Origin of the sequence: Micromonospora sp. CPCC 205554 (genome assembly GCF_036902745.1) — a bacterium.
GTDB lineage: Bacteria > Actinomycetota > Actinomycetes > Mycobacteriales > Micromonosporaceae > Micromonospora > Micromonospora tulbaghiae.
Window position 1 is genome coordinate 297752 of record NZ_JBAKHP010000001.1, and the last position, 25085, is coordinate 322836.

25 protein-coding genes are annotated in these 25085 nt (G+C 72.9%); 7 read left to right on the forward strand and 18 right to left on the reverse strand.

The annotated features are described in order from the left end of the window. Position 1 precedes the first annotated feature (1 nt). The 4 genes from V6U82_RS01415 (at position 2) to V6U82_RS01430 (ending at position 3934) form a co-directional block, all read left to right on the forward strand. The gene (locus V6U82_RS01415; protein WP_334458679.1) at positions 2–1168 is read left to right on the forward strand and encodes a Gfo/Idh/MocA family protein; all 1167 of its coding nucleotides are present in this window, start codon (positions 2–4) and stop codon (positions 1166–1168) included. 28 nt (positions 1169–1196) lie between these two features. Beyond that, complete coding sequence (locus tag V6U82_RS01420) at positions 1197–2540, forward strand: pectate lyase family protein (RefSeq protein ID WP_334458680.1); 1344 nt, start codon at positions 1197–1199, stop codon at positions 2538–2540. 199 nt (positions 2541–2739) lie between these two features. After that, entirely contained in the window at positions 2740–3198 is a 459-nt protein-coding gene (locus V6U82_RS01425; RefSeq protein ID WP_334458682.1) for an ATP-binding protein, read from the forward strand. 7 nt (positions 3199–3205) lie between these two features. After that, positions 3206–3934, forward strand: a complete 729-nt coding sequence (locus V6U82_RS01430; RefSeq protein ID WP_334458683.1) for an HD domain-containing protein — start codon at positions 3206–3208, stop codon at positions 3932–3934. A 242-nt stretch (positions 3935–4176) separates the two neighbouring features. Here V6U82_RS01430 and V6U82_RS01435 read toward each other — a convergent pair whose 3' ends face one another. The 7 genes from V6U82_RS01435 to V6U82_RS01465 all read right to left on the reverse strand — a co-directional run bounded on the left by V6U82_RS01435 (position 4177) and on the right by V6U82_RS01465 (position 12386). Next, positions 4177–4683 (reverse strand): barstar family protein, encoded by a 507-nt coding sequence (locus V6U82_RS01435; RefSeq protein WP_334458684.1) that lies wholly within the window; start codon positions 4681–4683, stop codon positions 4177–4179. 62 nt (positions 4684–4745) lie between these two features. Beyond that, positions 4746–5186, reverse strand: coding sequence for a ribonuclease domain-containing protein (locus V6U82_RS01440; RefSeq protein WP_334458687.1), 441 nt, complete (start codon positions 5184–5186; stop codon positions 4746–4748). A gap of 186 nt (positions 5187–5372) precedes the next feature. Beyond that, positions 5373–8282 (reverse strand): M36 family metallopeptidase, encoded by a 2910-nt coding sequence (locus V6U82_RS01445; protein ID WP_334458688.1) that lies wholly within the window; start codon positions 8280–8282, stop codon positions 5373–5375. 304 nt (positions 8283–8586) lie between these two features. After that, entirely contained in the window at positions 8587–8907 is a 321-nt protein-coding gene (locus V6U82_RS01450; RefSeq protein WP_128137164.1) for a hypothetical protein, read from the reverse strand. After that, positions 8904–11057: an EAL domain-containing protein gene (locus V6U82_RS01455; protein WP_334458689.1), complete on the reverse strand. Its 2154-nt coding sequence runs from the start codon at positions 11055–11057 to the stop codon at positions 8904–8906. Before V6U82_RS01455 ends, V6U82_RS01450 begins: the two co-directional genes overlap by 4 nt. A gap of 158 nt (positions 11058–11215) precedes the next feature. After that, positions 11216–12061 carry an alpha/beta fold hydrolase gene (locus tag V6U82_RS01460; RefSeq protein WP_334458690.1) on the reverse strand — a complete coding sequence of 282 codons (846 nt, stop codon included), beginning with the start codon at positions 12059–12061 and terminating at the stop codon, positions 11216–11218. A gap of 85 nt (positions 12062–12146) precedes the next feature. After that, on the reverse strand, positions 12147–12386 hold the full coding sequence (locus V6U82_RS01465) for a winged helix-turn-helix domain-containing protein (RefSeq protein WP_116506312.1): 240 nt from the start codon (positions 12384–12386) through the stop codon (positions 12147–12149). Positions 12387–12529: 143 nt separating this feature from the next. Here V6U82_RS01465 and V6U82_RS01470 point away from each other — a divergent pair, with 143 nt between their 5' ends. Beyond that, a complete protein-coding gene (locus tag V6U82_RS01470; RefSeq protein WP_334458692.1) occupies positions 12530–12754 on the forward strand; it encodes a DivIVA domain-containing protein in 225 nt (74 codons plus the stop codon). A gap of 239 nt (positions 12755–12993) precedes the next feature. Here V6U82_RS01470 and V6U82_RS01475 read toward each other — a convergent pair whose 3' ends face one another. Continuing rightward, positions 12994–13539 carry a hypothetical protein gene (locus V6U82_RS01475; protein ID WP_334458693.1) on the reverse strand — a complete coding sequence of 182 codons (546 nt, stop codon included), beginning with the start codon at positions 13537–13539 and terminating at the stop codon, positions 12994–12996. Positions 13540–13855: 316 nt separating this feature from the next. Between V6U82_RS01475 and V6U82_RS01480 the strand changes: the two genes are divergently transcribed. Continuing rightward, entirely contained in the window at positions 13856–14677 is an 822-nt protein-coding gene (locus V6U82_RS01480) for a hypothetical protein (protein ID WP_334458695.1), read from the forward strand. Positions 14678–14687: 10 nt separating this feature from the next. On the opposite strand, the gene V6U82_RS01485 is transcribed toward V6U82_RS01480, so the two are convergent. Then, a complete protein-coding gene (locus V6U82_RS01485) occupies positions 14688–15317 on the reverse strand; it encodes a VOC family protein (RefSeq protein WP_334458696.1) in 630 nt (209 codons plus the stop codon). Between the two features lie 80 nt (positions 15318–15397). Beyond that, positions 15398–17188: an ABC transporter ATP-binding protein gene (locus tag V6U82_RS01490; protein ID WP_334458697.1), complete on the reverse strand. Its 1791-nt coding sequence runs from the start codon at positions 17186–17188 to the stop codon at positions 15398–15400. Positions 17189–17287: 99 nt separating this feature from the next. Here V6U82_RS01490 and V6U82_RS01495 point away from each other — a divergent pair, with 99 nt between their 5' ends. Continuing rightward, positions 17288–17704 (forward strand): MarR family winged helix-turn-helix transcriptional regulator, encoded by a 417-nt coding sequence (locus V6U82_RS01495; protein ID WP_334458698.1) that lies wholly within the window; start codon positions 17288–17290, stop codon positions 17702–17704. Positions 17705–17774: 70 nt separating this feature from the next. Here the strand turns inward: V6U82_RS01495 and V6U82_RS01500 are convergent, their stop codons facing one another. From V6U82_RS01500 to V6U82_RS01535, 8 genes are all read right to left on the reverse strand, one after another. Beyond that, entirely contained in the window at positions 17775–18401 is a 627-nt protein-coding gene (locus tag V6U82_RS01500; RefSeq protein WP_128138010.1) for a TetR/AcrR family transcriptional regulator, read from the reverse strand. 94 nt (positions 18402–18495) lie between these two features. Further along, positions 18496–19767 (reverse strand): ABC transporter substrate-binding protein, encoded by a 1272-nt coding sequence (locus V6U82_RS01505; RefSeq protein WP_334458701.1) that lies wholly within the window; start codon positions 19765–19767, stop codon positions 18496–18498. A 52-nt stretch (positions 19768–19819) separates the two neighbouring features. Then, positions 19820–20965: a branched-chain amino acid ABC transporter permease gene (locus V6U82_RS01510; protein ID WP_334458703.1), complete on the reverse strand. Its 1146-nt coding sequence runs from the start codon at positions 20963–20965 to the stop codon at positions 19820–19822. Beyond that, positions 20962–21840, reverse strand: a complete 879-nt coding sequence (locus tag V6U82_RS01515; protein WP_128138012.1) for a branched-chain amino acid ABC transporter permease — start codon at positions 21838–21840, stop codon at positions 20962–20964. Before V6U82_RS01515 ends, V6U82_RS01510 begins: the two co-directional genes overlap by 4 nt. Positions 21841–21853: 13 nt before the next feature. Further along, positions 21854–22570, reverse strand: a complete 717-nt coding sequence (locus V6U82_RS01520; RefSeq protein ID WP_071094673.1) for an ABC transporter ATP-binding protein — start codon at positions 22568–22570, stop codon at positions 21854–21856. Continuing rightward, the gene (locus V6U82_RS01525) at positions 22567–23373 is read right to left on the reverse strand and encodes an ABC transporter ATP-binding protein (RefSeq protein ID WP_334458704.1); all 807 of its coding nucleotides are present in this window, start codon (positions 23371–23373) and stop codon (positions 22567–22569) included. Before V6U82_RS01525 ends, V6U82_RS01520 begins: the two co-directional genes overlap by 4 nt. 140 nt (positions 23374–23513) lie before the next feature. Next, a complete protein-coding gene (locus V6U82_RS01530; protein ID WP_334458705.1) occupies positions 23514–24719 on the reverse strand; it encodes an RNA polymerase sigma factor in 1206 nt (401 codons plus the stop codon). Continuing rightward, entirely contained in the window at positions 24716–25066 is a 351-nt protein-coding gene (locus V6U82_RS01535; protein WP_071094667.1) for a YciI family protein, read from the reverse strand. Before V6U82_RS01535 ends, V6U82_RS01530 begins: the two co-directional genes overlap by 4 nt. Positions 25067–25085: the final 19 nt, after the last annotated feature.

The window sequence follows — 25085 nt, forward strand, 5'->3', positions numbered from 1 at the left end:
GGTGAGCGGCGGCGGGCTGCCGCGGGTGGCGCTGATCGGGGCGAACGGGCACGGCCGCTGGCACCGCCGGACCATCGCGGCGCTGCACGCGGCCGGACGGCTGCGCCTGGTCGCGCTGGTCGACGTGCGGCCGTTGGAGGCCGAGCCGGACGCGCCGGTCCCGCCGGAGACCGGCGTCCTCACCGACCACCGGACCATGCTCGCCACGGCCCGCCCCGACGTGGTGGTGGTCTGCACGCCGCCGCACACCCACCTGCCGATCGCGCTCGACTCCCTCGCCGCCGGGGCGGACCTGCTGCTGGAGAAGCCGCCGGTGCTCGACCTCGCCGAACACCGGATGCTCGCCGCCGCCGCGGACGCCGCCGGCCGGGCCGTGCAGGTCAACTTCCAGGCGCTCGGCTCGGCCGCGCTGACCGAGCTGACCGGCGCGCTCGGGCGGCTCGGCCTGGTCGCCGGCATCGCCACACTGGCCGCCTGGCAACGCCCGGACGCCTACTACGCCCGCTCCCCCTGGGCCGGACGGCGGTCGGTCGACGGCCGCCCGGCGCTGGACGGCGCGCTGGCGAACCCGCTCGCGCACGCGCTGATGCAGTGCCTCGCCGTCGCCGAATCGGTCACCGGCGCGCCGGTACGCCCGGCCCGGATCGAGGTCGAGCGCTACCGGGTCCGCCCGATCGAGGTGGACGACACCGCCGTGCTGCGGCTGACCCCGCACGCCGGGCCGCCGGTGCTGGCCGCGCTCACCCTCGCCGCCGAGGAGCACGTCGCCGGGGAGGTGCTCGTCACCGGCGAGCGGGGCCGGGCGGTGCTGGAGTACCCGACCGACCGGCTGCGGCTACCCGGCGACGACGCGCTCCGCCCGGTGCCCGGCCGCCGGGGACTGCTGGCGAACCTGCTCGACCACCGCGCGGACGGCACGCCGCTGATCGCGCCGCTGGCGCGTACCGAGCCGTTCACCGCGGTGCTGGACGCGCTGCGGGACGCACCCGTTCCGGCGCTGCTCGACGGGGACCTGGTGCGCGAGGCGGGCGACGGCCCGCAGCGGGTGCGGATGGTGCGGGGCGTCGGCGCGGTGCTGCGGGCCGCCGCGGAGTCCGGCGCGCTGCCGTCCGAGGCGGGCGTGCCGTGGGCGCTCCCGCCGTACGTGGTGGACCTGCCCGCGCAGTGAATGTCCCTCCAGGAGAACGGAACGAGTCATGCGTACCCGAACCGCAGTCGTCGCGGCGCTGACCGCCGCGCTCGTCCTCACCACCGCCGCGCCCGCGCCGGCCGCACCCGGCGGGCCGTCCCGCGCCGCCGAACTGCTCGCCCGCCAGACCCTCCCGGCGAACAACGGCTGGGCCGCCGCGGGCACCGGCACCACCGGCGGGTCGGCCGCCGCGCCGGACCGGGTACGCGTCGTGCGTACCCGGGCCGAGCTGGTCGCCGCGCTCGGCGGCGACAACGCCACGAACGCCGCCGACGCCACCCCGAAGATCGTGTACGTGGCCGGAACCGTCAACGGTTTCGAAGGCCCGGACGGCACCCCGCTGGACTGCGCGGACCTGGCCGACCCGGAGTACTCGCTGCCCGCCTACCTGGCCGCGTACGACCCGGCGACCTGGGGCCGGACGAACCCGAGCGGCCCGCTGGAGGCCGCGCGCGTACGGTCGGTGGCCACCCAGACCCGGCAGACCCAGATCAACGTCGGCTCCAACACCACGATCGTCGGGCTGCGCGGCGCGCGGCTCAGCGGCCTGACGCTGATGATCGACCGGGTGGACAACGTGATCGTGCGCAACATCGAGTTCGCCGACGCCCGGGACTGCTTCCCGGCCTGGTCCCCCACCGACGGCGACACCGGCAACTGGAACTCCCAGTACGACCAGATCTCCGTCCGGCGCAGCGAACACGTCTGGATCGACCACAACACGTTCACCGACGGTGACAACCCGGACAGCGCGCAGCCCGTCTACTTCGGGCGGCCCTGGCAGGTGCACGACGGCTCGCTGGACGTCACGCACACCGCCAGCCTGGTCACCGTGTCGTGGAACCGGTTCACCGGCCGGGACAAGGTGATGCTCATCGGCTCGTCGAACACCGTCGGCCCGGACGTGGGCCGGCTCAATGTCACAGTGCGGCACAACCTGTTCGACGGCACGCTGCAACGGCTGCCCCGGGTGCGGTTCGGCCAGGTCGACGTGCACGAGAACCACTACCGGCTCGGCGGTCCCGGCTTCGCGTACGCCCTCGGCGTCGGCGTGCAGTCAGCCCTGTACGCGGAGAACAACTTCTTCACGCTCACCGGCGACACCACCCCGGCCGACCTGCTGTACGACTGGGGCGGCACCGCGCTCACCGAGCGGGGCAGCTGGGTCCGGCAGGGTGACCGCCTGCCCCGGCCGGTTGACCTGCGCGCCGCGTACAACGCCGCCCACGACCCGGACCTCGGCGGCGACGCCGGGTGGACGCCCACGCTGCGCGCCGCCCGGCCGCTGCCGACCCCGCTGGTCCCGTTCGTCGTCGACGCCTGGGCCGGCGCCGGCCGGCTGCCGCTCTGACCTCAGCCGAACCCGCCCCGGCGTGGTCACCGGCCCACCGGCTGACACGCCGCCCCCGATGCGCAATGATCACGTCTGACGGACAGCGCCGCCGGGCGAATGAATCGGCGGTCACCGGGGACAACAGGGTGAGAATCAGGCGGTGACAGCGCGAGTGGGCGCCCAGGTCCGGGGACGGGCACGGGACGGAGGGCCGGACGTGACGGGTGGGACATCCGGCGACGTCGGCCCGGTCCTCACCATCGACCTGCCGGCCGACCCGGCCCGGCTCGCCACCACGCGGGAGCGGCTGCGCGGCTGGCTGCACGCCCAGGGCGTGAGCGAGTGGGACGTCGACACCGTCCTCATCGCCACCGGCGAGGCCTGCGCCAACGCCATCGAGCACGGCTACCGCTTCGCCCGGGAGGGGATCACCACGCTGCGGGCCGAGCTGCGCGGCGACCGGTTGGAGATCGAGGTACGCGACCACGGCGGCTGGCGCGCGGCCGACGGCGACGAGAGCGGCGACCGGGGCCGCGGGCGGCTGATCATGGCGCGGGTGATGGACGAGGCCACCATCGTCGGCACGCCGGAGGGCACCTGCGTACGCCTGGTCAAGCGCCTCACCGGCGATGTGAGCGGCCCGGCGGGCGCCGGATCCAGCGAAGATCAGCTATAAGGGACGCATGGAGTTCCCCGCCTACCTCGCCACCATGCCGATGCACGCGATCACCGAGATCCACGGTGAGCCCGGCCTGCTGGCCCGGTTCCGGCTGGAGATCGAGGCGTTCGACGAGGCCGCCCGCGACCGGCTGACCGAGGCGCTCGACCTGGCCGCCGACCTGCACCGCGACGACCGGCGGGTACGCGAGCCCTACCTCAACCACCTGCTGCGGGTGGCGATCCGGCTGATGCACCACTACCAGGTGCGTGACGTGGACGTGATCGTCGCGGGCCTGCTGCACGACGCGGTCGAGGACCACCCCGCCGAGCTGGCCGGACTCGACCCCGCGGCCGCCGGGTGCGACGTGACTTCGGCGGCGCTCGCCGCGCTGTCGGACCGGTTCGGGTCGCGGGTCGCCCGGCTGGTCGCGGCGGTCACCAACCCGGCGTACGACCCGGGCCGGGACCGCGACGAGCAGTACCGGGAACACGTGGCGGCGAGCCTGGAACGGGAGCCCTGGGCGCGGGTGATCAAGGTGTCCGACTTCACCGACAACGGCGTGGGCGTGATCCACACGGTCGGGCCGAAGGTGGCCCGCGCCGCCGCCAAGTACCGCCCGCTGGTGCCGGTCTTCCGCGACCTGGTCGCCCGCCCGGACACACCGCTGTCCCCGCCGGTCAAGCAACACATCCTCGCCCAGCTCGACCTGGCCGAGGAACGCTTCAGCGCCATCCTCGACCCCCTTGCCTGACCCCCACCCACCCCACCCACCCCACCCGCCCCACCCGCCCCCTCCCCCACCCCGCCGATCATGAAGTTGACCGCCCGGAGAGCGCTCCCCACCGCCGCCAACTTCATGATCGCCCTCCCCTCGCCCCGCCCGTTGGCGTTGATCAAGGAGTTTGTGTCGCCGTAGGGGCCTGATCCGGACACAAAGTCCTTGATCACCGCCCGGTCCGCGAGTGGCGGGCGCGGGTGATGGGTCGCGGGGGGTCAGTCGGCGGGGGGTGGGGCGCCTACGTGGCCGCCGAGCACCGCGGCGACGCGGTCGCGCAGGGCGGGCAGCCGGTCCGGGTGGTCGCGCAGCACCACCCGCAGCGTCTCGTGCCCACCGGCGGCGGCCGCGCCGAGCACGTCCAGCAGCGTGCCGAGCTGGGCGGGCGGTTCGTCGGCGAGCAGGTCCGCCGCGTCGGTCACGACCACTGTCAGCGGGCCGGCGTCGAGGTGGTCGGCGAGCGCGTCGGCGAGGGCGTCCCAGTTGCGGCCGTACCAGCCGGGCAGCTCCAGCGCCCCGGCCAGCGTCTCGTGCAGCGTGGCCCGGGTCCGGGCCTGCGCGCCGGACATCAGCACGCCACCCGGCAGCACCCCGCCACCCGGCAGCGCCGCGCCGCCCGACTGTGGGCCGCCGTCCGAGCCTGGTACGGTCGCGCCGCCGTCCGGCTCGGACGGCGTGCCGTCGTACGCGAGCCAGGCCGGTGCCTGCGAGGACGCCGCGCCCATGGATCCGTCCTTTCCCGACGGCGCCGGCCGGGCGGGGAGTGCCCGGCCGGCGTCGAGGCTGCTCAGAGCCGGTAGAAGTTGGCGTAGTGGTCGGGCGAGAACCAGGTCACCCCGGTGCTCTTGTCGACCACGATCCGGTACGCGTCCCGGGAGGCGTTGCAGGCGCGCGGGTAGACGTCGTACTCGTAGTAGGTGGCGCCGGTGGGCAGCTGTCCCTCGTAGTTGTAGAACCGGCCACCGGCGAAGTTGCACTGGCCGCCGCTCCACGAGTACCAGCCGCGGCTGGTCGGGAAGCTCTTGGCGGACCAGCCGGAACGGGCGGTGCGCGCGTCGGCGCAGCGGGACTGCGTGCAGGAGCCGTAGACGGCGGCCGCGGCGGGCTCGGCGAGCCGGGTGGAGACCGTGGACGGGGCGACGAGCGCGGCGGCGGCCACGGCGGTGACCAGGGCGGACACGGCGAGGGCGCGGCGAACGCGGGTGACGGCGGCGCGGAACGGGGCCAAGGGATCCTCCTTGAGCGAGCCGGCAGGACATCGACCAGCATCGTTGGCTGGTCGCCGCTCAGTCTGTCGAGGATCCTGCCCGCGGTACAGCCCCGATCCGGCGACGGAGTCCCGAACCCCGTGTGAACACACGATGGCGGGTGCGGACGGACGACCCGAGCCGCCCGTCCGCACCCGCCTCGTGGATCAGTGCGTGAACGCCTGGAACTCGGCGATCCGCACGTTCTGCGCCTGCGGGCTGGCGGTGGCGCAGTCGGTCGCCGCCCGCGGGTCGTCGTCCTGCTCACCGGCGTAGTCCGGCGCGCCGGTGCACTGGTTGGTCAGCACCTCGACGCGCAGGTGCGTGGCCTTGGTGCGCGGGATGTCGAACGACCGCATGATCAGCTCGGGCGCCCGGGGACGCGGCGCCACAGCCGGGAACGCGTCCGGCCGGCTGGTGTAGACCGGCCGGAAGTCCGCCGCGTCGGCACAGGTCACCGGCCCCGTCGCGGTGCACGCCAGGACCCGGAACTGCCGCACCGCGGAGTACCGGCTCTGGGTGCCGGCGTCGGCGTCACCGGCGACCGGCGGGCGCAGCATGGCGCTCACCTGCACCCGGCGTACCTGCTGGACGTCACCGGCCAGGTCGACTGTGACCTGCCGGCCGGCGACCGGCGCACCCAGCGAGGCCCAGTTGGTGGCCTCGTCGTCGTCGGCGATCTGCGGCAGGTTGATCCCGTCGCCGGTGACCGCGGCGCCCGAGGTGGCCGAGGCCAGGTTGGGCCGCAACGTCACCGCCAGCGTCCGGTTCTGGCCCGCCTTGACCTTCACCGGGCCGATGCGGGTGTGGCCGTAGCCGGGCGCCCGCACCACGAACTCGTACGTGCCGGGCACCAGGTCCACCCGGTCGGTGAGCGGGGTGGCCGCGTCGGTGTCCGCCACCGGCACCGCCCGCGCCTGGTAGCGCCCGACGAACAGCTGCGCGCCGGCCACCGGCCCGCGCTCGCCGACCGGCAGAAGGCGCAGCGAGCCCTCCCGCGCGTACGGCGAGGTGAAGCCCGGCGTGGGGTCGGGGTCGGTGTGGCCGACGCTGGCCGCGGTCTCGCCGAGGCCGCGCCCGGCGAAGGCGTTCCAGAGCAGGTCCTGGTTGGCCCCGCCGAAGCGGATCCGGTCGGCGGCGAGCATCGCGTCCCGGGCGTCGACCATGCTGACCTGGCTGACCGACATGAGCAGGAACGAGTCGAAGACCAGCTGGATCCAGCGCCGGTTACCCGGGCAGGCGGTCACGTCGCGGGCGCCGGTGGCGCACGCCTTCTGCACGGCCGGGGTGCCGCTGCCCCAGCGGCGCATCATGGCCGCGCGGATGTCGGCGTTGGTGGCGCTCCACAGCTCACCGGAGGCGTGCACCTGGAGGCCGACGAAGTCGTAGTCGACCGAGCTGTAGTTCAGCGGGCTGTCGCTCATGTTGTAGTTGCGGATGCCCGCGTTCGGGTCCCCGGTGGTGTACTCGCCGATGGTGAAGCCACGCCGGCCGGGTGCGGCGTACCCGTGCTCGAACAGGTACTCCATGGCGAGCTGGTCCGACCAGCTCTCGCTCATGCCCTGCGGCGAGCTGACCCCCGCGCTCGGGCCGGCGATCATGCGGTTGGTGACCGCGTGGCCGTACTCGTGGGCGATCACCGACATGTCGAAGTCGCCGTCCACGCAGGGCGCGTAGAACGAGCCCGCCATCGGCTGCCACAGGTACATGTTGGTGGTCGGCGCGATGCCGTCCGGCGGGGTGATCTGGTTGGCGTTGTTACGCGCCGCGAACGCGGGTGGACCGCCGCTGATGCCGCCGGCCTGCGCGTTGCCCTGCTCGGGGTCGTTACCGAGACCACCACGGCCGAGGTTGTCCTGCTGCATGTTCCAGGTCTCCTCGGTGAACCCGAGGTGGTAGGTCCAGTCGTGCATCCGGTTGTGCATGGCGAACAGGTTCGCCCGCGCCGCGTCGATGTCGTTGGCCTGCGGCGACGTGAACACCTCCGGGTTGCAGCGCTGCTCCTGCCACTGGTTAGTCCACGGGTAGTCGTACCTGCGGTCCGGGCGGGGCGTCGCGGTCTCGGTGCCGACGCTGAACGGGTCGTTGCTGTTCCAGTTCTGCACCGCGATCGCGTTGTTGCCCATGGTCGTGGTGGTGGACTGGCCGGTGGCCGGGTCCACGTCCCACGCCGGGTGCCCGGGCACGCCCACCACCTCGGCGCAGCCGCGCGCCGGCACGGCGCACCACCGCTTGCGGGTGTCGACCGAGGACCCGTCGACACGCGGCGAGTTCGGGAAGACCTCCCACGAGGGGTGGTCGGCGTCGTGGTCGATCAGGTCCTCGCGGACCAGCACGGCGCCGTCGCGGGCGTCCACGTAGGTGGCGTAGGCGGCCGGGTCCGCACCGGTGGTGTCCGCGCCGAGGACCACCTCCCACGCCGCGCGCGGCCCACGGTCCGCGGTGGGGACCGCGACCAAGGAGGTACGCACGACCTGCGCGTCGGCACGGCCGGCGTCGGCGATGGCAGCCTGGCGGGCCTGCTCGGCGCTGATCGTCGCGGGGGCCGGCGTACCGGCGTCACGGGCCAGCGAGGAGCTGACGTGCCACACCGCTCCGTCGCGTACGCCGACCGACAGCATGCCGTCGACGGCGGCCGGCAGATCACCGAAGCGCTGCCGGAACAGCGCCGTCGCGCCCTGCCCCATCGGCGCCACCGTCAGCAGCTCCAGCGCGGCGGCGCCCTCGGCGGTCAGCCCCAGCACGTCCCGGTTGGCGGCCACGTACGCCCGCGCCGCGGCGGCCGGGTCGGCGGGCAGTCCGGTGGCTAACGGCTTGCCGGTCGAGGTGAGCGTGGCAGGCGTACCGAAGTCGGTCCAGCGCACGCGCGCGCCGAGCGCGGCGGCCCGGTCCCGCTGCCGCTCGCTGGCGGCGACGCGGCCCTTGCGGTTGTCCTTGGCCTTGGTGTCGTGCCGGTCGCCCGGCAGGTGGTCGGGTGGCGCCTGGGTACGGGTCTGTTCCCGGGGTGCCGCCTGGCCGCCGCCAGCGGCGGTCAGGACCAGACCGGCTGCCAGCAGCAGCGCGGTGGTCCCCGTCAACGCACGGGATGGTGTGCGCACGGTCCCTCCTGTCATCGTCGAACGGCGATGTCCGTTCCGCCATCCGACCAGGACGATCAACCGTCCGACACCATCCGAACATCCGTAAATGTTGCTGCGTCGATTTCTCGGCGGCGTGCCACGGCGGCTCCACCCGTGCGGCCTCGAGACGGACCTCCCACTAGACGAGATACGAATAGATCTTGGTACGAAACGGCCCTCATGGAGGCCGTTTCGTACCAAGATCTGCGCGGCGGCGGCGGATCGCGGTCTGTTCGAGCCGTGGAGGCGTGTCGGGCCTGGGTCACTCGTCCTCGAGGAGTGGCTGGAGCTGCGCGAGTAGCTGGGCCCTGCTGACGTTTCGGGGCAGGTCAACCTTCAGGTCGATTCCTGGCCCTTTGACGGTCAGGGTCGCCGAGGGCCGGGGATCACGAAGCCGCCAGTTGCGGATTGCCGCGACCAGCTCACCGAGTTGAGGCTGCAAGGTGGCCAAAGTGGCGAGATTCGCCATGACGGCTACCGCGTCGACGGCGAGGGTTATCGCAGCGACATCACGAACGCCCTCATAAGGAAGATCAAGTTCCTCCATGACGTCCGCCGGCAAGAGCAACTTGACGGTGGTCATTCCTCACCTCTCACCCGGGTGGCGACACGGTCCCGGACCGTCTGATCGAGCGGATGCAACGCGGTCGTCGCCACCTCTCCGCAGAAGTACCCCTGGACGTGGTGGATGCCGAGATCGTAGATCTGTTTAAGACCCACTGGCGCCTCGTCGTCGTAGCCCTCCACGATGACCGCACGTGCCTGCGGTGCGTGCCCCCGGTCGAGCGCATCTCGCGCCACCCGGGCCACCAGCGCGAGTTCCTCCACAGCCAAGGGATGGTGCAGGACAGCCCGATCGACCTTGATCTGGGTCAACGGCAACTCAGCCATGCGCGCCAGCGACGCATAGCCGACGCCGAAGTCGTCGACCGCGAATTGAATCCGCAGCTCGCGAGCCAGATGGGTAAGCCGCCTGTGAAAGTAGGCGAGCGGTTCCTGTGGCCATTGTTCGCCCGGGTCCGGCTGGATCGGGTCCTGTTCGGATATCTCCAGCGTCAAGGTTCGCGGGTGGAAGCCGGCCTCAGCGAGCGCCCTGCTCACATGACTCAGGTAGGAGTCGCTGAGCAAGGAACGGACCGCCACGTTCACCGAGAGCGGCTTCGTACCCTGCCAGGGCGCATCGGCATCAGCATCGGCGTAGGAGGTGATTGCCTTCTCGAGGAGTTGAGTATCGCGTTCGATGATGAACCGGTCGCCCCAGACATGCGCCATCTGCAGCGCCATGAAGGGAGCACGCTTCTCCTTCTCGGTACGGCGGGCCAATGCCTCGTAGCTCTGAATGCTCACTCCGGCCGGTCGCTGGGCGAGCTCCACCACCGGCTGGAAGACCATCGTCATCGAGCCGATCAGCTTCTGATAGAGGCTGAAGGCGTACTGGTAGAGGGTGAGCGGCAGTCGCCCGAAGTTGGTGCGCAGGGCGGTCATCACTCGCATCTCGGCTTCCGTCGGGTTGTCCAGCGGATCCGACTCCCAGATCGTTCGCAAGATGATGGCCAGCGGCTCACCCATGTCCAGCATGGCCAGTGCGGGGTTCGCTACGATCAGCGCGAGCGTCCGGTCGTTGTCGAACGACACGGGCACGCAGAGCAGGCGCCGGTCGGAGTCATCCGAGACGATGTGCCCCGGGACCGAGGTGCGGAACTGCATGGTGTCGGGGGCGCTACGCTCAAGCAGCGGCCACAACTCGTCCTTGTCGAAACGGGCGGTCGAGTTGACCACGCCGATCCGGCCGCCCGAGAACTCGACGACTGCGGCAGATTCGGCATCGAGGGCGTGTCGGATGAGTTCCACGCGTCCGACTTGGCCCTGCTGATGCGCCGGAGATCGCTGAGAACTGGCCGGAAACACTCGGCTGAGCATCTGCAGGATCGAACTGGCGCGGTCATCGAGAGGGCTCTTGCACGGCTGGATCGTGCCCGGGCTGGCAGAGGCGGTCAGCTTTTGACGCTCGTGGCGTGACACCGGCGGGTGCGTGAGGGCTGTGGTCGGCGCGTAGGTCTGGACGAGCGGTACGGGTGGTGGTTCAAGACCCTGCGACGCGACGTACTCGGCCAGTTGGCCGAACGACACTCGCCCGTTGTCGCCAGCCTGGCCACGCAGACCACGCAGTAGATGATGGGTCAGCAAACCGTGTCGGTGTTCGTCGCTCTCCCGCGCGGCCGAGCCGTTGGGGCAGGCGAGAAGTGCGCTGTGTCGATCAACCTGCGTGCGGTAGGTCTGCACCACCTCGGCGTGCTGCAGGGCGGCATCCCGATAGATCCCCGCATGACAGCAGTCGAGGATGAGGAAGGACGTCCCGGCGAACGTCTCGAACACGTCGCGCTTCAGAAACGCCAGCCGCAACCCGTCGTCGGGTTCCATACGCAGCGCGCCCGGGTCCAGGTCGGCGGTGACCAGGTACGCATCGAGTTGGCTGTTCCGCTCGGGCACCAGCGCGTGACCGGCGAAGTAGACAAGCAGGAGGTCGGAGGGACTGGAATCGATAGCGATCCCCCGGAGCCGCCTTTTGATGTTGCGCCATCTGGCGTCAGGACCTACGAAGAGATCGACGTCGTCGAAGGTGCCGATGGTCGGGTCCAACAGCACGGCTCGCATCTCCCGCGCATCGTCCTCGGCGAAGCGCAGCGCAGGCAACTGCGGGTCGGCCCCGTAGGTGTTCACTCCGATGAGCACGGCCGAACGCCTGGTCGGCGCCATCACACCTCCAGATGGTCGGCGAGCGATACGCAAAGCAGCGATGCGGGTGCTGTGGGTGACCTTAGCGGATCTTCATACACACGACTGAGCCTGAAGTCAGATACCCGTCAGCCTCACCACCGTCCGTCGCCGCCTCACGGCACGGCGGCGAGGAAGGCTGCCACGGCCCGGCGGAAGTCGCGCGGATTCTCGACCCACGGCAGATGACCCGATCCGGGGAGACTGACCCGCTCGCAGTTCGGCAGCGCCTGCTCCAGTGAGTCGACGCCCCAGCGGGGGCGGATGTCCTCGGGGCCGTCGATGATCAGCACGGGGACGTCGAGCGTCCGGCACCGCGCGGCGATCTGGGAGGCGCGGAGTTCCTGCTTGACCTCGGCGTTGACGGCCCGGTTGCAGTCGTGGTTGATGCCCAGCCACGGCGTGGCCATGCCCTCGGCGTGCGGCATGGCGGCGTCCGGGTCGGCGAAGTCGGCCGACCATTGCAGGACCGCCCGTTCGCGTTCCTCGGCAGGAGTGAGGGTGCGTGCACCCAGCGCCTCCCAGCGGTTCAGATGGGGCCCGAGCCGCCGCCTGAGATTCCGCTCGTAGTGCGGATGCCAGCCGCGTTCGGGGTCGATGCCGGTGCCGGACACGTAGATCAGGTGACTGACCCGCTCCGGGTGCTCGATCGCGTACCGCAGCGCCAGGTGCGCGCCCCACGAGTGGCCCAGCACTGCCGTTCGCGGTCCGGCCAGGTGTTCGCGTACCGCGTCGAGGTCGGCGACGAAGCGGCCGATCGTGTACGGCCCGCGCCGTTGAGAACGCCCGCAGCCACGCTGGTCCCACCGAACGACGCGGGCGTGCCCGTCGAGCAGCCGGGCGACCGGGCCGAGGTAGTCCCAGATGCCCGGGCCGCCGTGGCAGAGCACCAGTGGCGCGCCGGCGCCGACCCGGTCGGCCCACAGGCGACAACCGTCTTCGGTACGCACGTCCGCAGTCATCGACGACAGTATGGCGAGTCGCAGGGCGGCGGGTCGGGGGTTGAGCCTTGGACAACCCACTGCGGCACTGCTGGACCGACGCCGGCTACGGCTCGCGCATCCAGGTCTTCGGGTCCGTCACGAAGACGCCCTTGCCCTGCTGCCGCCGGATCACCCGCAACGCTTCGAGACGCGCATACGCCATCTGGACGGTCCCATGACTCACGCGGTAGCGATCGCGCAGCTCAGCGATTGAGGGCAGCTTGTCCCCCGGCTTCAGCTTCTTCCCTCTGACATCGGCGATCACATCGTCGGCGATGCGCCAGTAATCCGGCACTTCTCGCATGGCACTCCTCGCGTGGCAACGAGTTCGGCTCATCCCCCGGTCGGGGCGGGTGCGCACCCGCCCCGACCCTCCGGACTGCTCCACCTCCGTACCGCCGATCCGGGCTGCGAGGGCGGCTCCACCTGAGCGGCCCACCGGCCCGGATGACCCCGCACGAGGTGCGCACCCACGCCTTCGACCCGCATCGGCGGGGTGTCGACCCCGATCAGGTACGCGAGTTCCAGACCCGGGTCGCCGACGAGCTTTCCGAGCTGCACCGGCGGGTACGCCTGCTCGCGCAGGAGAACGACAGGCTGAAGCGCGCCCTGCGGGACTGGCAGGCCATGCACGCCCGCGAGTGCCGCCCGCCGAACGACGGCCACTGGTAGAGCCGTGCGTGCACCGCAACCCGGTGACCTGCTGCGAGTCGACGGCCGCGCGTCGGTGCAGTTCGGCGGCGACCGGGCGCTGACGTTCCGGGTCGTGCCGGTCGGCGCCGAGGTGACGCACATGGGCTGGATCTGGCCGACCGGCTACGTGCTCAACCGCCGGGCACCGCGACCGCGAAGCGGGACATCTTCGTGCAGGTCGCGGGGCTGCGCCGAGCCCGCGAGCCGCCACCGCCCGGTCAGTCCTGGGTGCCGGCGAACAGCGTCCAGGCGTCGATCTCCGTCGGCGCCAGCGGCCGGGCCGGCAGATAGGACGCCAGGTCGCGGAAGTCCGCCACGGCGTTGTGGACGCACACCGCGAGCGAGAAGTGCAGCAGTTCCCGCACCGCCTGCGCGTCGGGCGCTGTGACGTCGTCGAGCAGCGGGCTGCGGACGTCGAGCGCGAACACCACGTGGCAGGCGCTCTGGTCGGACTTGACCACACAGTAGTAGCGCCCGGCCTCCGCCAGCCGGTTACGGATGTTCGCCCAGGCCATCGCCCCGGAGATGTCGGGCACGTCGGCGCCGGCCACGCAGGCCATCCGGAAGACCCAGCGGGCCGGGTCCTCCGGTGACACCGCGCCGTAGACCAGCACCAGGCCGCCGCGGTGGAACACGGCGAAGCCCTGCACGTCCGGGGTCAGGTGCAGGAAGTCCGGGGTCCAGACCCGGTCGTACTGCCGCTCGGCGAGGGACCGCAGGAACCGCACGGTCCGGCCGGCGGCGTGGCGAGCGTCAACACCCATGCGTTCTGGTCCTCCCCGAAGGATCACGGAATCTCACGCTATGGAGCCGCACGGACACGGATCAAGGTGTGCCGATCGAGTCTGGATGGTCGGTCCCGTGAACGGGACCGAACCCGCTTCGAGTCCCACGGATAGGACTACGGGGCGGCTCGTCCGATCGGTCAACACCCGACGCGCGGCTGCGCGCGTACACCGGCCGGGGTTGTTAGCGTGGATCGCGGACCGCACGGCGGTCCGGCCACCCCTCGCCCGACGGCCCGCGCGTCCCGGTGACGCCGCGGGACGCGGTGCGGCGATCCGGCATGGAGGGGGTGCGATGACCGCGGTGCCGGAGGATCCGGGACCGGGCGACCGCAGGCCCGCGCCCGGCGCGCCGGTCGACAGCCGGCGGCGCCGCTGGAGCGTACGGGCGCGGGCGCTGGGCGAGGCGGCACGCGTACGGACCCGGCGCTTCTGGGACGGCGCGCAGCCGACGCTGCGGCAGCTCTGGTGGACCGAGGAGCCGCCGACGCCGGTGACCACAGTCGACCGGCGCGTCCCGGAGCCGCTCGCGGTGCCGGCGCAGGGCCAGGTGTACGTGTTCCTGGTCCGCGCCACCTACACCTGGTCGTCGGACTCGGCACGGCCGGAGCTGTTCGGCTGGTACGTGGACTACTTCCAGCAGCAGGCCGCGCAGCGCCTGCACCGGCTGGCCGTCCGGTGCGCGGCGGAGGTGCCGCCGCACCGCCCCCGCGACCTGCACGCCGCGTTGACCGCCGCGCTGGCCGAGGACGACCCGTCGCCCTGGACGTACGCGCGTGGTGAGGTGACGTTCGCCTGCGAGCCGGACGTCACAGTGCACCTGGACGAGCGGGTGCGCAAGCTGCTGCAGCCGTACTGGGAGCAGCGCATCGCGCTGGAGTGCGAACGCGACCTGGCCCGGCGCCGCGCCGAGTACGCGGAGGAACGCGACCGGCGCGACCACCCGCCGGAGCAGGCGAGGACGGCGGGCGACGCGGGACGGGCGCGGCGCGGATCGCGGCCGGACGGACCGGTGGAGTCGTTCACCCCGTTGGAGCCACTGCTCCCCCCGCCCGCACCGCGCCCGGCCCCGGGACAGCGCCCGCGCCCCGGCGAGCCGGAGCCACCCCAGGTCTGAGCCCGGAGGGTCAGCCCGGCACGGCGGCCGTCTCGGGGCGGACCTGCCGGGCGGCCAGGTACGCGGCGAGCCCGGTGCCGTCCTCGGTGGCCAGGAACGCGCCGCGCGCGTTCACCAGCGTCTCGTCGGCGTGGGTCAGGCAACCCCACGCCGTGTCACCCCACGAGTCGGCGAGCTTGACCTCGGCCGGCTCGGTGCAGGGCTCGCCTCGTGGTCCGCCGATCTGGCAGTGGCCGGGAGCGCCGTCGCGCCGGGCGGCGACCTGGGCGGCCCGGCGCACCGGCACGGGTCGCCCGTCCGGCTCGACCTTCGGGGCGGGCACGCCCGGTGGGCGGGCGAACAGGATCGTGTTGCCGTCCGGGTCGGCGGTGCGGCACTCGCCGCCGGGAGCGTTCTCGACCGGGTGACCCGCCGCAACGAGGCGTGCGGTGGTCGCGGCGACGTCGTCGACGTGGAGGTAGAGCGTGGCCGGGGCCGGGGTGCCCTCGACGATCAGCAGGGTCAGGTCGCCGCAGCGCAGGCACGACCGGCCGTCCTCACCGCGCTGCCCGGTGTAGCCGAACAGCGCGTAGAACCGGCCGGCCGCGTCGGCGTCACCGACGTTCAGCACCGGGACCTGAGCCTGAACTCCGCTGCGCACCGCGCCACTCTACCCATTGGTGCTCTGTAAATCACGTCTTGCAGATCAGGTTTCTGTCCCGGCGGCTGGCTCTCCTGAGTTCAGCCGACCAGGGCGGCGTACCGGCCGCGCCGCTCCAGCAGCGCGTCGTGGGTGCCTGATTCGACGATCCGGCCGTGGTCGAGCACCGCGATGCGGTCGGCGTCGCGGACGGTGGAGAGCCGGTGCGCGATGGTCACCACGGTCCGGCCCCGGGCCAGCTCGTCCAGCGCCCGCTGGACCGCGCGCTCGGTCTCCGTGTCCAGCGCGCTGGTCGCCTCGTCGAGCACCAGGATCCGCGGGTCGCGGAGCAGGGTCCGGGCGATCGCCAGGCGCTGCTGCTCGCCGCCGGAGAACCGGTGACCGCGCGAGCCGACCATCGTGTCGTACCCGTCGGGCAGCGCGGCGACGAGGTCGTGGATGCGGGCGGCGCGGGCGGCGGCCTCGATGTCGGCGTCGGTGGCGTCCGGGCGCGCGTACCGGAGGTTGTCCCGCACGGTGCCGTGCAGCAGGTACGTCTCCTGGCTGACCACGCCCACGACGGCGGCGAGGTCGGCCGGGCGCAGGTCGCGCAGGTCGATCCCGTCGATGGTGATGCGGCCGGCGTCCGGATCGTGCAGGCGGCTGATCAGCGCGGCGAGCGTGCTCTTGCCGGAGCCGGTCTCCCCCACCAGGGCGAGGCTGGTGCCGCCCGGGACGTCCAGGCTGACGCCCGCGAGGGCGGCGGTGTCGCTGCCCGGATAGCTGAAGGTGACGTCCTCGACGCGCAGGTGGCCGCGGGCGGTGGCCGGGTCCAGCGGGACCGGGCGGGCCGGCTCGGCGACCTCGACGGGCAGGTCGAGGTATTCGAAGATGCGGGCGAACAGGGCAAGCGACGCGGTGAGCGTGACGCCGACGTTGAGCAGGCCTATCAGCGGCCGGAACAGGTTGCCCTGGAGCGCGGTGAACGCGACGAGTGTGCCGATGGTGAGCGTGCCGGCGGTACCGGGCAGGCCGGCGCCGAGGTAGATCACCGCGGGGATGGCGGCGAAGACGATGCTCATGGCGGCCATCCGCCAGCGTCCGGCCAGTTCCGAGCGCAGTTCCAGGTCGACCAGGCGGGCCGAGGAGGCGGTGAACCGGTCGACCAGGGCCGGGCCGGTGCCGAGCGTCTTGGCCAGCCGTACGCCGCTGACCGACAGCCCTTCCTCGATGGCCACGGTGAGGTCGGCCAGTTCGCGCTGGCGCCGGGCGGTGATCTCCCGACGCAGCCGGGCGACCCGGCGGGTGAGCCAGAGCGCGGGCGGCAGCACGACCGTCGAGACGAGGGTGAGGCGCCAGCTCAGCGCCAGCATGGCGACGGTGGTGGCGACCACAGTGGTGAGGTTGGCGGCGATCGAGGTGGCGGTGGAGGTGACGACCGCCTGCATGCCGCCGATGTCGTTGGTGATGCGCGACTGGACCTCGCCGGTGCGGGTGCGCACGAAGAAGCCGATCGACTGCCGCTGGAGGTGGGCGAAGACGTCGGCGCGCAGCCGGTGCATGACCTCCTGGCCGACGCGGGTGGAGATCCAGGTCTGTGCGACGCCGAGCACGGCGGTGACCGCCGCCACCGCGACCATGCCCGCGACCAGCCAGGCCAGCAGGGTCAGGTCACGCTCGGGCAGGGCCCGGTCGATCACCGTACGCAGCAGGAACGGCGTGGCCATCGCGATGATCGAGGACGCCACGATGATCGCCACCACGGTGGTGAGCGGGCCTCGGTGGGCGGTGAACAGGCCGCCGATGCGGCGCAGGGACACCTCGCGGGCCTGGGCCTTCTCGGCGGGAGAGACGTTTCGGCCGTCACGGCGGCCGTCGGGGATGCGATCCAAGGGTGCTCCTCGTGTGGGGGACGAATGCCGAGGTTACCGACAATGCTGAGGTTACCTCAACATGAGGGAACAACACGAAAGCCTGCTACCGTATTCCCCGTGAACGGCAGCGACGAGAGCCTGGCCGAGACGTTCTGGGCGGTGACCCGGCGGCTGCGGCACCAGACCAAGCGCGCGCTTCAGCCGTGGGAGATCAGCCCCGGGCAGGCGCGGGCGCTCGGCGTGCTGATGCGCCACGGCGCGCTGCGGCCCGGCGCGCTCGCCGAGCACCTGCGCATCGCCCCGCGCTCGGCCACCGAGGTGGTCGACGGGTTGCAGGAGCGGGGCCTGGTCGAGCGACGACCCGACCCGGGCGACAGGCGGGCCACGCTGGTCGCGCCCACCGCCGAGGGCGAGCGGGTGGGCACCGCGATCCGGCAGGCGCGGGCCACCGAGGCGGAACGGTTCTTCGGCGCGCTCTCGCCGGACGACCGGGCCGAACTGACCCGCATCCTGCGCCTGCTGCGCGAGGACTGAACGCGGAGGCCGGCGGGGCCGAGGCAGCCGCCGGCCGCCGCGGGCGCTCAGCCCGGGCCGCCGGGAGCGCTCAGCGCAGGCCGGCGGCGATCGCGTCGACCAGCAGCGCGCCGAGCGTACGGGCCATCACGGCGCGGGCCGTGTCGACGTCGAGCCCCATCGAGTCGCGCATCATCGACCAGGCCGACCAGGTGCCGGCCACCGTGAGCGCGTCCAGCAACTGCTCCCGGCCCGGCCCGGCCTGCGCCAGCTCCGGGGCGAACACCGCCTCGATCTCCTGCCGGACCCGGGCGACGGCCGCCTCCCGGTTGCGGCGCAACTGCGGGGAGAACGGCTCCCGCAACGCCGACGCGCGGGCCGAGGGCGCCAGCACCTCCAGCAGCCGAGCGCGCTGGTCGCAGAACGCGGCGATCCGGGCGGTCAGCGGCAGGTCCGGCGAGACCGGCCGCCAGAGCGAAGCCTGCCGCTCGCCGACGCGACGCCCGGTCGCGGCGAACAGCGTCTCCATGTCCTTGAAGTTGGTCCAGAGCGTGCGCAGCGACACCCCGGCCCGCTCGGCGATCCGTTCCCCGGTGGGCCGCAGGTCACCGGAGTCGATCAGGGCCAGGTGCGCCTCCACGATCGCGGCCCGGGTCCGCTCGGCCCGCGCCGCCCGGCCGTCCACCCGCTCCGGCGGGTCGGTCTCCAGCTCGATCATGGGTACGGGCTCTCCTGTTGCTCGTCTGCCGGCGGCCACTCTACGTGCGTGCCGCCGGGCGACCGGCACCCGGCCGCCCGGCGACAGCACGCGGTCAGGACGTCGGCACGGCGTCCGCCGGCGGGTTCGTCGGCGGCTCGCTGAACTCGGTGACCGCGCCGTCACCGTCGTCGGTGGTGTACGCGGGACCGAAGTACTCCTGCGCGCCGTTGCTCACCTTGGTCAGCCGGACGCCGCCGTAGCCGGCGTGCACGCCCTCGGCGTACCGGAACGGGGTCAGGCCCGGGCCACGGAAGCCGCCCTTGCGCACGGCCTCGACCAGCTTCTCCCGGGTGGGGTCGGGCCCGGCGGCGAGCATCGCCTGGACGAAGGTGTACGCCATCGAGTAGCCGTAGATCGCGTTGCCGTCGACCGGGTTGCCCGCGTTGTACCTCTGGTGAATCTTGGTGAACTCCTGGATCCACGGGTTCGCGGTGTCGCCCACCATCGGCAGGTAGTTGTCGGCGACCATGCCCTCGAGAATCACCTTCTTGTCGCCGAGCTGCGCGGACAGCGTGGTGTAGTCGGCGCCCACGTTGGACACCACCCACTGCGCCTTGAAGCCCTGCCCGGCGGCCTGGCCCATGGCCAGTGCGGTGAAGCCGGGGATGGTCGCCGAGATGACCACCTGGCAGCCGGCCGCGCGCAGCGCGCCGATGGCCGGGCCGACCTGCTGGTTGGTGGTGGTGTACGTCTGCTTCGCCGCGACCGGGCCGAGGACCTGCTCGACCCCGGCCAGCGAGTCCCGCCCGAAGTCGTCGTTCTGCCCGAAGTGGCAGACCTTCGCGCCGGGGAACTCCCGCTTGACGTAGCTGGCCAGGATCTTGCCCTCGACCGTGTAGTCGGGCTGCCAGCCGAACGTGGTCGGGTACTTGTCCGGCTGGTTCCAGTTGCGGCTGCCGGAGGCGACGAACAGGTCCGGCACCTTCTGCGTCTTGACGAATTCCAGCACGTTCGTGTGCGTGGGCGTGCCCAGGCCGCCGAGCAGCGCGAAGACCTTGTCGTCGAGCACCAGCTTGCGGACCACGTTCTCGGTGTTGGCGGGGTTGTAGCCGTCGTCCATGACCTTGTAGACGATTTTCCGGCCGTGCACGCCGCCCTTGCTGTTGACGTGCTCGAAGTACGCCTTCGTGGCGGCGGAGATCTTCGAGTAGCCGGGCGCGGCCGGTCCGGTGAGCGGTTGGTGGGTGCCGATGACGACCTCGGAGTCGCTGACGCCGGGAACGTTCTCGGCGGCCTGCTTCTCGTCGTCGGCGCAAGCCGGCAGCGCGGCCAGCAGGGCCAGGCCGGCGGCGGCCGCGAGAACGCGGCGGGTGGTGGTGCGCATGGTTCTCCATTCCGGTGCGACGGTGCGAACGGTGTGGGTGGAACCGGTGAGGTCAGCGGTCCGGCGACCGGCGGGTGGCGGGACGACGGCGGACAGCCCTGCGCAGGCGGGTGGTGAGGGCACGCACCCCGCCCTGCAGGCCGCCCGGGGCGGCGAGCATGACGACGATCAGGACCAGGCCGAACACGGCGAGCGCGAGGTTGCCCTCCAACCGCTGGGCCAGCCCGGCGGACAGGCTGAGGTGTTCGGTGAGCAGGCCGGGCAGGTCCTGGAGCGCCACCAGCAGCACCGCTCCCCAGACCGCGCCGGCCAGGCTGCCCAGCCCGCCGATCACGATCGCCATGAGCAGGAACAGCGACAGGTCCAGCGGGAACTTGCCGGGCGCGACGGTGGCGGTGAGCATGGCGTACACGCCGCCGCCCAGGCCGGCGCAGGCGGCGCTGACCACGAACGCGAGCACCTGCGTGCGGGCCACCGGGATGCCGGCGAGCCGGGCGGCGACCTCGTCGTCGCGGACCGCCCGCAGGGACCGGCCGAAGCGGCTGCGCACCAGGTTGGCCAGCAGCAGCACGGTGAGCAGCGCGGCGGCCAGCGCGATCCAGGCCAGCCAGCGCTCGGGCTGGAAGTAGGCGCCGAGCGCGGCCGGTGGCGTCTGCGCCGGGAACGGCAGTCCCTGCTCGCCGTTGAACACGCCGGTGAAGATCGTGGTGACCGCCGGGACGAGCGTCGCCACGGCCAGGGTCACGCCGGCCAGGTAGGGCCCGCGCAGCCGGGCCGCCGCGAGCCCGACCACGAGCCCGCCGAGCGCGGTCACCGCGACGGCGGCGAGCAGCGACGCGGGCAGCGTCCACCAGCCGCGTACGGCCCGCTCGTCGAGGGCCTGCTGGGTCAGGGCCATGGTGTACGCGCCGGTGGCCATCAGCGCGCCGTGCCCGAGGGAGAGCTGGCCGTTGAGCCCGACCAGCACCGTGTGCCCGGCGGTGACGCAGAGGAACGCGCAGACGCGCGCCACCTGGAGATTCTGGTACGGCGCGAGCTGGTTGGTGACCAGCACGACGAGCGTGCCGGCGAACACGGCCACCGCCAGGTGACGCAGCAGCGTGGAGCCGCGCGCCTCGCGTCCGGCCGGCGCGCCGGGGAGCAGCCGCCGCAGCGGGGACGGCGCGGCGGACGCGATCTCGGTGGGTGTGCTCGTCACACGTGCCTCGCTCTCGCCGCGGAGAAGAGCCCGCCGGGGCGGACCAGCAGGACGGACAGCAGCAGCACCAGGACGGCCAGCGGGGTGGTGTCCGGTCCCAGGTAGCCGGTGACGTAGGACAGGATCAGCCCGACCAGCAGGCCGCCGACGACAGCGCCGACCGGGCTGTCCAGGCCGCCGACCACGGCGGCGGTGAACGCGACCACGAAGACCAGGTCCATGGCGTGCGAGTGCAGGCCGAGTCCGGTGGGGACGACGAGCATCCCGGCCAGCGCGCCGACCCCGGCGGCGAGCGCCCAGCCCAGCGTGAGCATCCGGCCGACGCTGACGCCGAGCAGCCGGGACACCTCGGGCGCGAACGCGGCGGCCCGCATCCGCAGGCCGACCGGGGTACGGGTGAACAGCAGCGCGAGCAGCGCCACCACCGTCAGCGCCGCGCCGAGCACCCACAGGTCGTACGGGGACAGCGCGGCCACCCCGGCGATGGTGAGCGCGTCGGTGTCGAACGGCGCCGGGGCGGGCCGGTAGTCGTTGCCGAAGACCATGCCCAGCACCGCCTGGATGACGAGCACCAGCCCGAGCGCGACGATCACCTGGTTGAGCGGGCCGCCCGGGCCGGCGAAGCGCATCAGCACCCGCTCCACGAGCGCGCCCAGCGCCAGCCCGGACAGGATCGCGGCGGCCAGGCCCAGCCAGTACGAGCCGGTGGCGGAGACGACCGCGTACCCGACGTAGGCGGTGGCCACCGCCATCGCGCCCTGGGCGAAGTTGACCACCCGGGCGGCCCGCCAGATGAGCACCAGCGCGAGCGCGAACGCCGCGTAGACCGCCCCGGCGGCGAGCCCGTCGAAGGTGAGGAACCAGAACCGCTCCATCCGCGACCCCTTCCTAGAATCCGAGGTACGCGTGCCGGAGCTGGTCGTCGTCGCGCAGCCGGGCGGCCGGCGCGGCCGTCACGACCTGCCCGAGCGACATGACGATGCCCTGGTCGGCGACGGACAGCGCGGTGCGCACGTTCTGCTCGACGAGCAGCACGGTGAGCCCTCGTTCGTCGCGCAGCCGCCGCAGCAGCGCCATGATCTGCGCGGCCACCTTGGGCGCCAGCCCGAGCGACGGCTCGTCGAGCAGCAGCAGCCGGGGCCGGGCGATCAGCGCCCGCCCGATCGCGAGCATCTGCCGTTCCCCGCCGGAGAGCTGGTGTCCGGCGTGGTCGCGGCGGCGGGCCAGCGCGGGGAACAGCTCGTACACCTCGTCCAGCGCGCGCCGGGCGTCAGCCCGGTCGCGCCGCCACAGCCCGCCCAGGCGCAGGTTCTCCGCCACTGTCAGCTCGGTCACCACGCCGCGCCCCTCCGGCACGTGCGCCAGGCCGCGCCGGACCAGGTGTTCCACCCGGACGCCGCGCAGGTCCTCGCCCGCGTACCGGACCCGGCCGCCGGTGGGCCGGAGCAGACCCGAAAGGGTACGCAGCAGCGTGGTCTTGCCCGCGCCGTTGGCACCGAGCACGGCGGTGACGGTGCCGGCCGGGACGGTGAACGCGACGTCGCGCAGCACCGGCACGGGTCCGTAGCCGCAACTGAGCGCCTCGACCTCGAGCACGGCGGTCACCGGGTGCTCCCCTCGGTGGGCACGTCGGCGCCCAGGTACGCCTCGGTGACCCGGGGGTCGTCGCGGATGCGTTCCGGCGGGCCGGCCGCGATCACCTTGCCGAAGTCGAGCACCACCAGTTCCTCGCAGACCGACATGACCAGGTCCATGTGGTGCTCGACGAGCAGCACGGCGCAGCCGTCGTCGCGTCCGGGCAGCGCGCGGACCAGGTCGGCCAGCTCGGTCACGTCCTCGGCGCCGAGACCACCGGCCGGTTCGTCGAGCAGCAGCAGCCGGGGCCGGGCGATCAGCGCGCGGGCCAGCGCGACCCGCTTGCGCACCGGGTACGGCAGGGTGGCGGGCACCGCGTCGGCGTACTTCTCGATGCCCAGCTCGGTGAGCAGGTCCAGCGCCCGGGCGCGCAGCCGCCGTTCGTCGTTGTCGCTGCGGGGCAGGCCGAACAGCGCGGCGGCGAAGCCGGCGCGGGCGGTGTGACTCGCGCCGGCGACCACGTTCTCCAGCACGGTCAGCCCGGCGAACAGACCGACGCCCTGGAGGGTGCGGGCGATGCCGAGCCGGGTGAGGGCGTGCGGGCGAGGCCGGAACGGCCGGCCGTCCAGGGTGAGCGACCCCTCGGTCGGCCGGACGAAGCCGCAGACCACGTTGAACAGCGTGGTCTTGCCGGCGCCGTTGGGCCCGATCACGCCGACGACCCGGCCGGGCGGCACCCGCAGCGAGACGTCGTCGAGGGCGACCAGGCCGCCGAAGCGTACGCCGACGTGGTGCAGCGCCAGGCCGTCGGCGGCTGTGTCCGGTGGGCTCATCGTCACCTCGTGCCGGTCGACGGAGCGCGGAAAAACTAATTACACCGGGAGTGTACTTTTCTCTGCCGCCGCGTCAATGCCCCGACGATCACGGCTCCTTTCTCCGGGCTCCCGGGCTCCTACGTGCACGGTCGGTGCGATCATCCCGGCACGCGGTCGCGGGCACGGCGCAGGAACGTTCGCTCCGCCGCGTTGCCGGTACCGGCGATCGCCGCGTCGTACGCCGCCCGGGCCTGCGCCGGGCGGTCCAGGCGACGCAGCAGGTCGGCCCGGATCGCGTGCCACACGTGGTAGCCGCCCAGGTCCAGACCGTCCACAGCGGCCAGTCCGGCCGCCGGTCCACGTACCTCGGCCAGCGCGACGGCCCGGTTCAGCGCCACCACCGGCCCGGGCGCGACGGCCGTCAGCTGGTCGTAGAGCGCGAGGATCTGCCCCCAGTCGGTGGCGGCGGCGGTGGCCGCGTCCGCGTGCACCGCGCCGATCGCGGCCTGGATCTGGTACGGGCCGGGCCGGCCGCGTCGCAGGCACCGGCGGACCAGCTCCTGCCCCTCGGCGATCAGCTCCCGGTCCCACCGGCCACGGTCCTGCTCGGACAGCGACACCGGCACACCGTCCGGGCCGGTCCGGGCCTCGCGGCGCGCCTCGGTGAGCAGCATCAGCGCGAGCAGGCCGAGCGCCTCCGGCTCGTCCGGCATCAACGTCACCAGCAGCCGGCCCAGCCGGATCGCCTCGGCGCCCAGCTCGGCGCGGCCCAGCCGCTCCCCCGCGCTCGCCGTGTGCCCCTCGTTGAAGATCAGGTACACCACGGCGAGCACCCCGCGCAGCCGGTCCGGCAGGTCCGCGTCGCGCGGCACCCGGTACGGGATACCGGCGTCGCGGATCTTCGCCTTGGCCCGGACCAGGCGCTGGGCCATCGTCGGCTCCGGTACCAGGAAGGCCCGCGCGATCTCGGCGGTGCTCAGGCCGCCGAGCAGGCGCAGCGTCAACGCCACCCGGGCGGGGGCGGCGAGCGCCGGGTGGCAGCAGGTGAAGATCAGGCGCAGGCGGTCGTCGGGCACGGGCCCCTCCTCGGCGGGCGGGTCGGCGGCGTGCAGCAGGGCGGCCTCGGCGTGCCGCGCCTCCCGGGTCGCCTCGCGCCGCAACCTGTCGATCGCCCGGTTCCGGGCGGTGGTGATGATCCAGCCGGCCGGACTGGGCGGCGGCCCGTCGGCGGCCCAGCGCGTCACGGCGATGGCGAACGCCTCCTGGACCGCCTCCTCGGCGAGGTCGATGTCGCCGAGGAGACGGACCAGGACGGCTACCGCGCGGCCGTACTCGGCCCGGAAGACCCGTTCGACGTCGGTCATCCCTCGCCCTGGAACGGGCGGACCTCGATCGGCAGCGTGGTGGCCAGGGCGTAGCGGCGGCCCCAGTCCAGCGCGGCGTCCAGGTCCGGCGCCCGGATGACGGTGACGCCGCCCAGGTACTCCTTTCCCTCGGCGAACGGCCCGTCGGTGACCAGCACCTCGTCACCGGCCGGGCGCAGCACGGTGGCGGTCTGCGGGTCGTGCAGGCCGTTGCCGAACACCCAGCACCCCGCCTCCCGCAGGTCCCGGCCGATGGCCTCGACCTCGCGCATCACCCCGGCCAGGAACTCCGGGTCGGGACGGCCCTGCCCGGCCGGCTGGTACATGCTGATCAGGTACTGCTTCATCGGCTTCTCCTCGTCACCG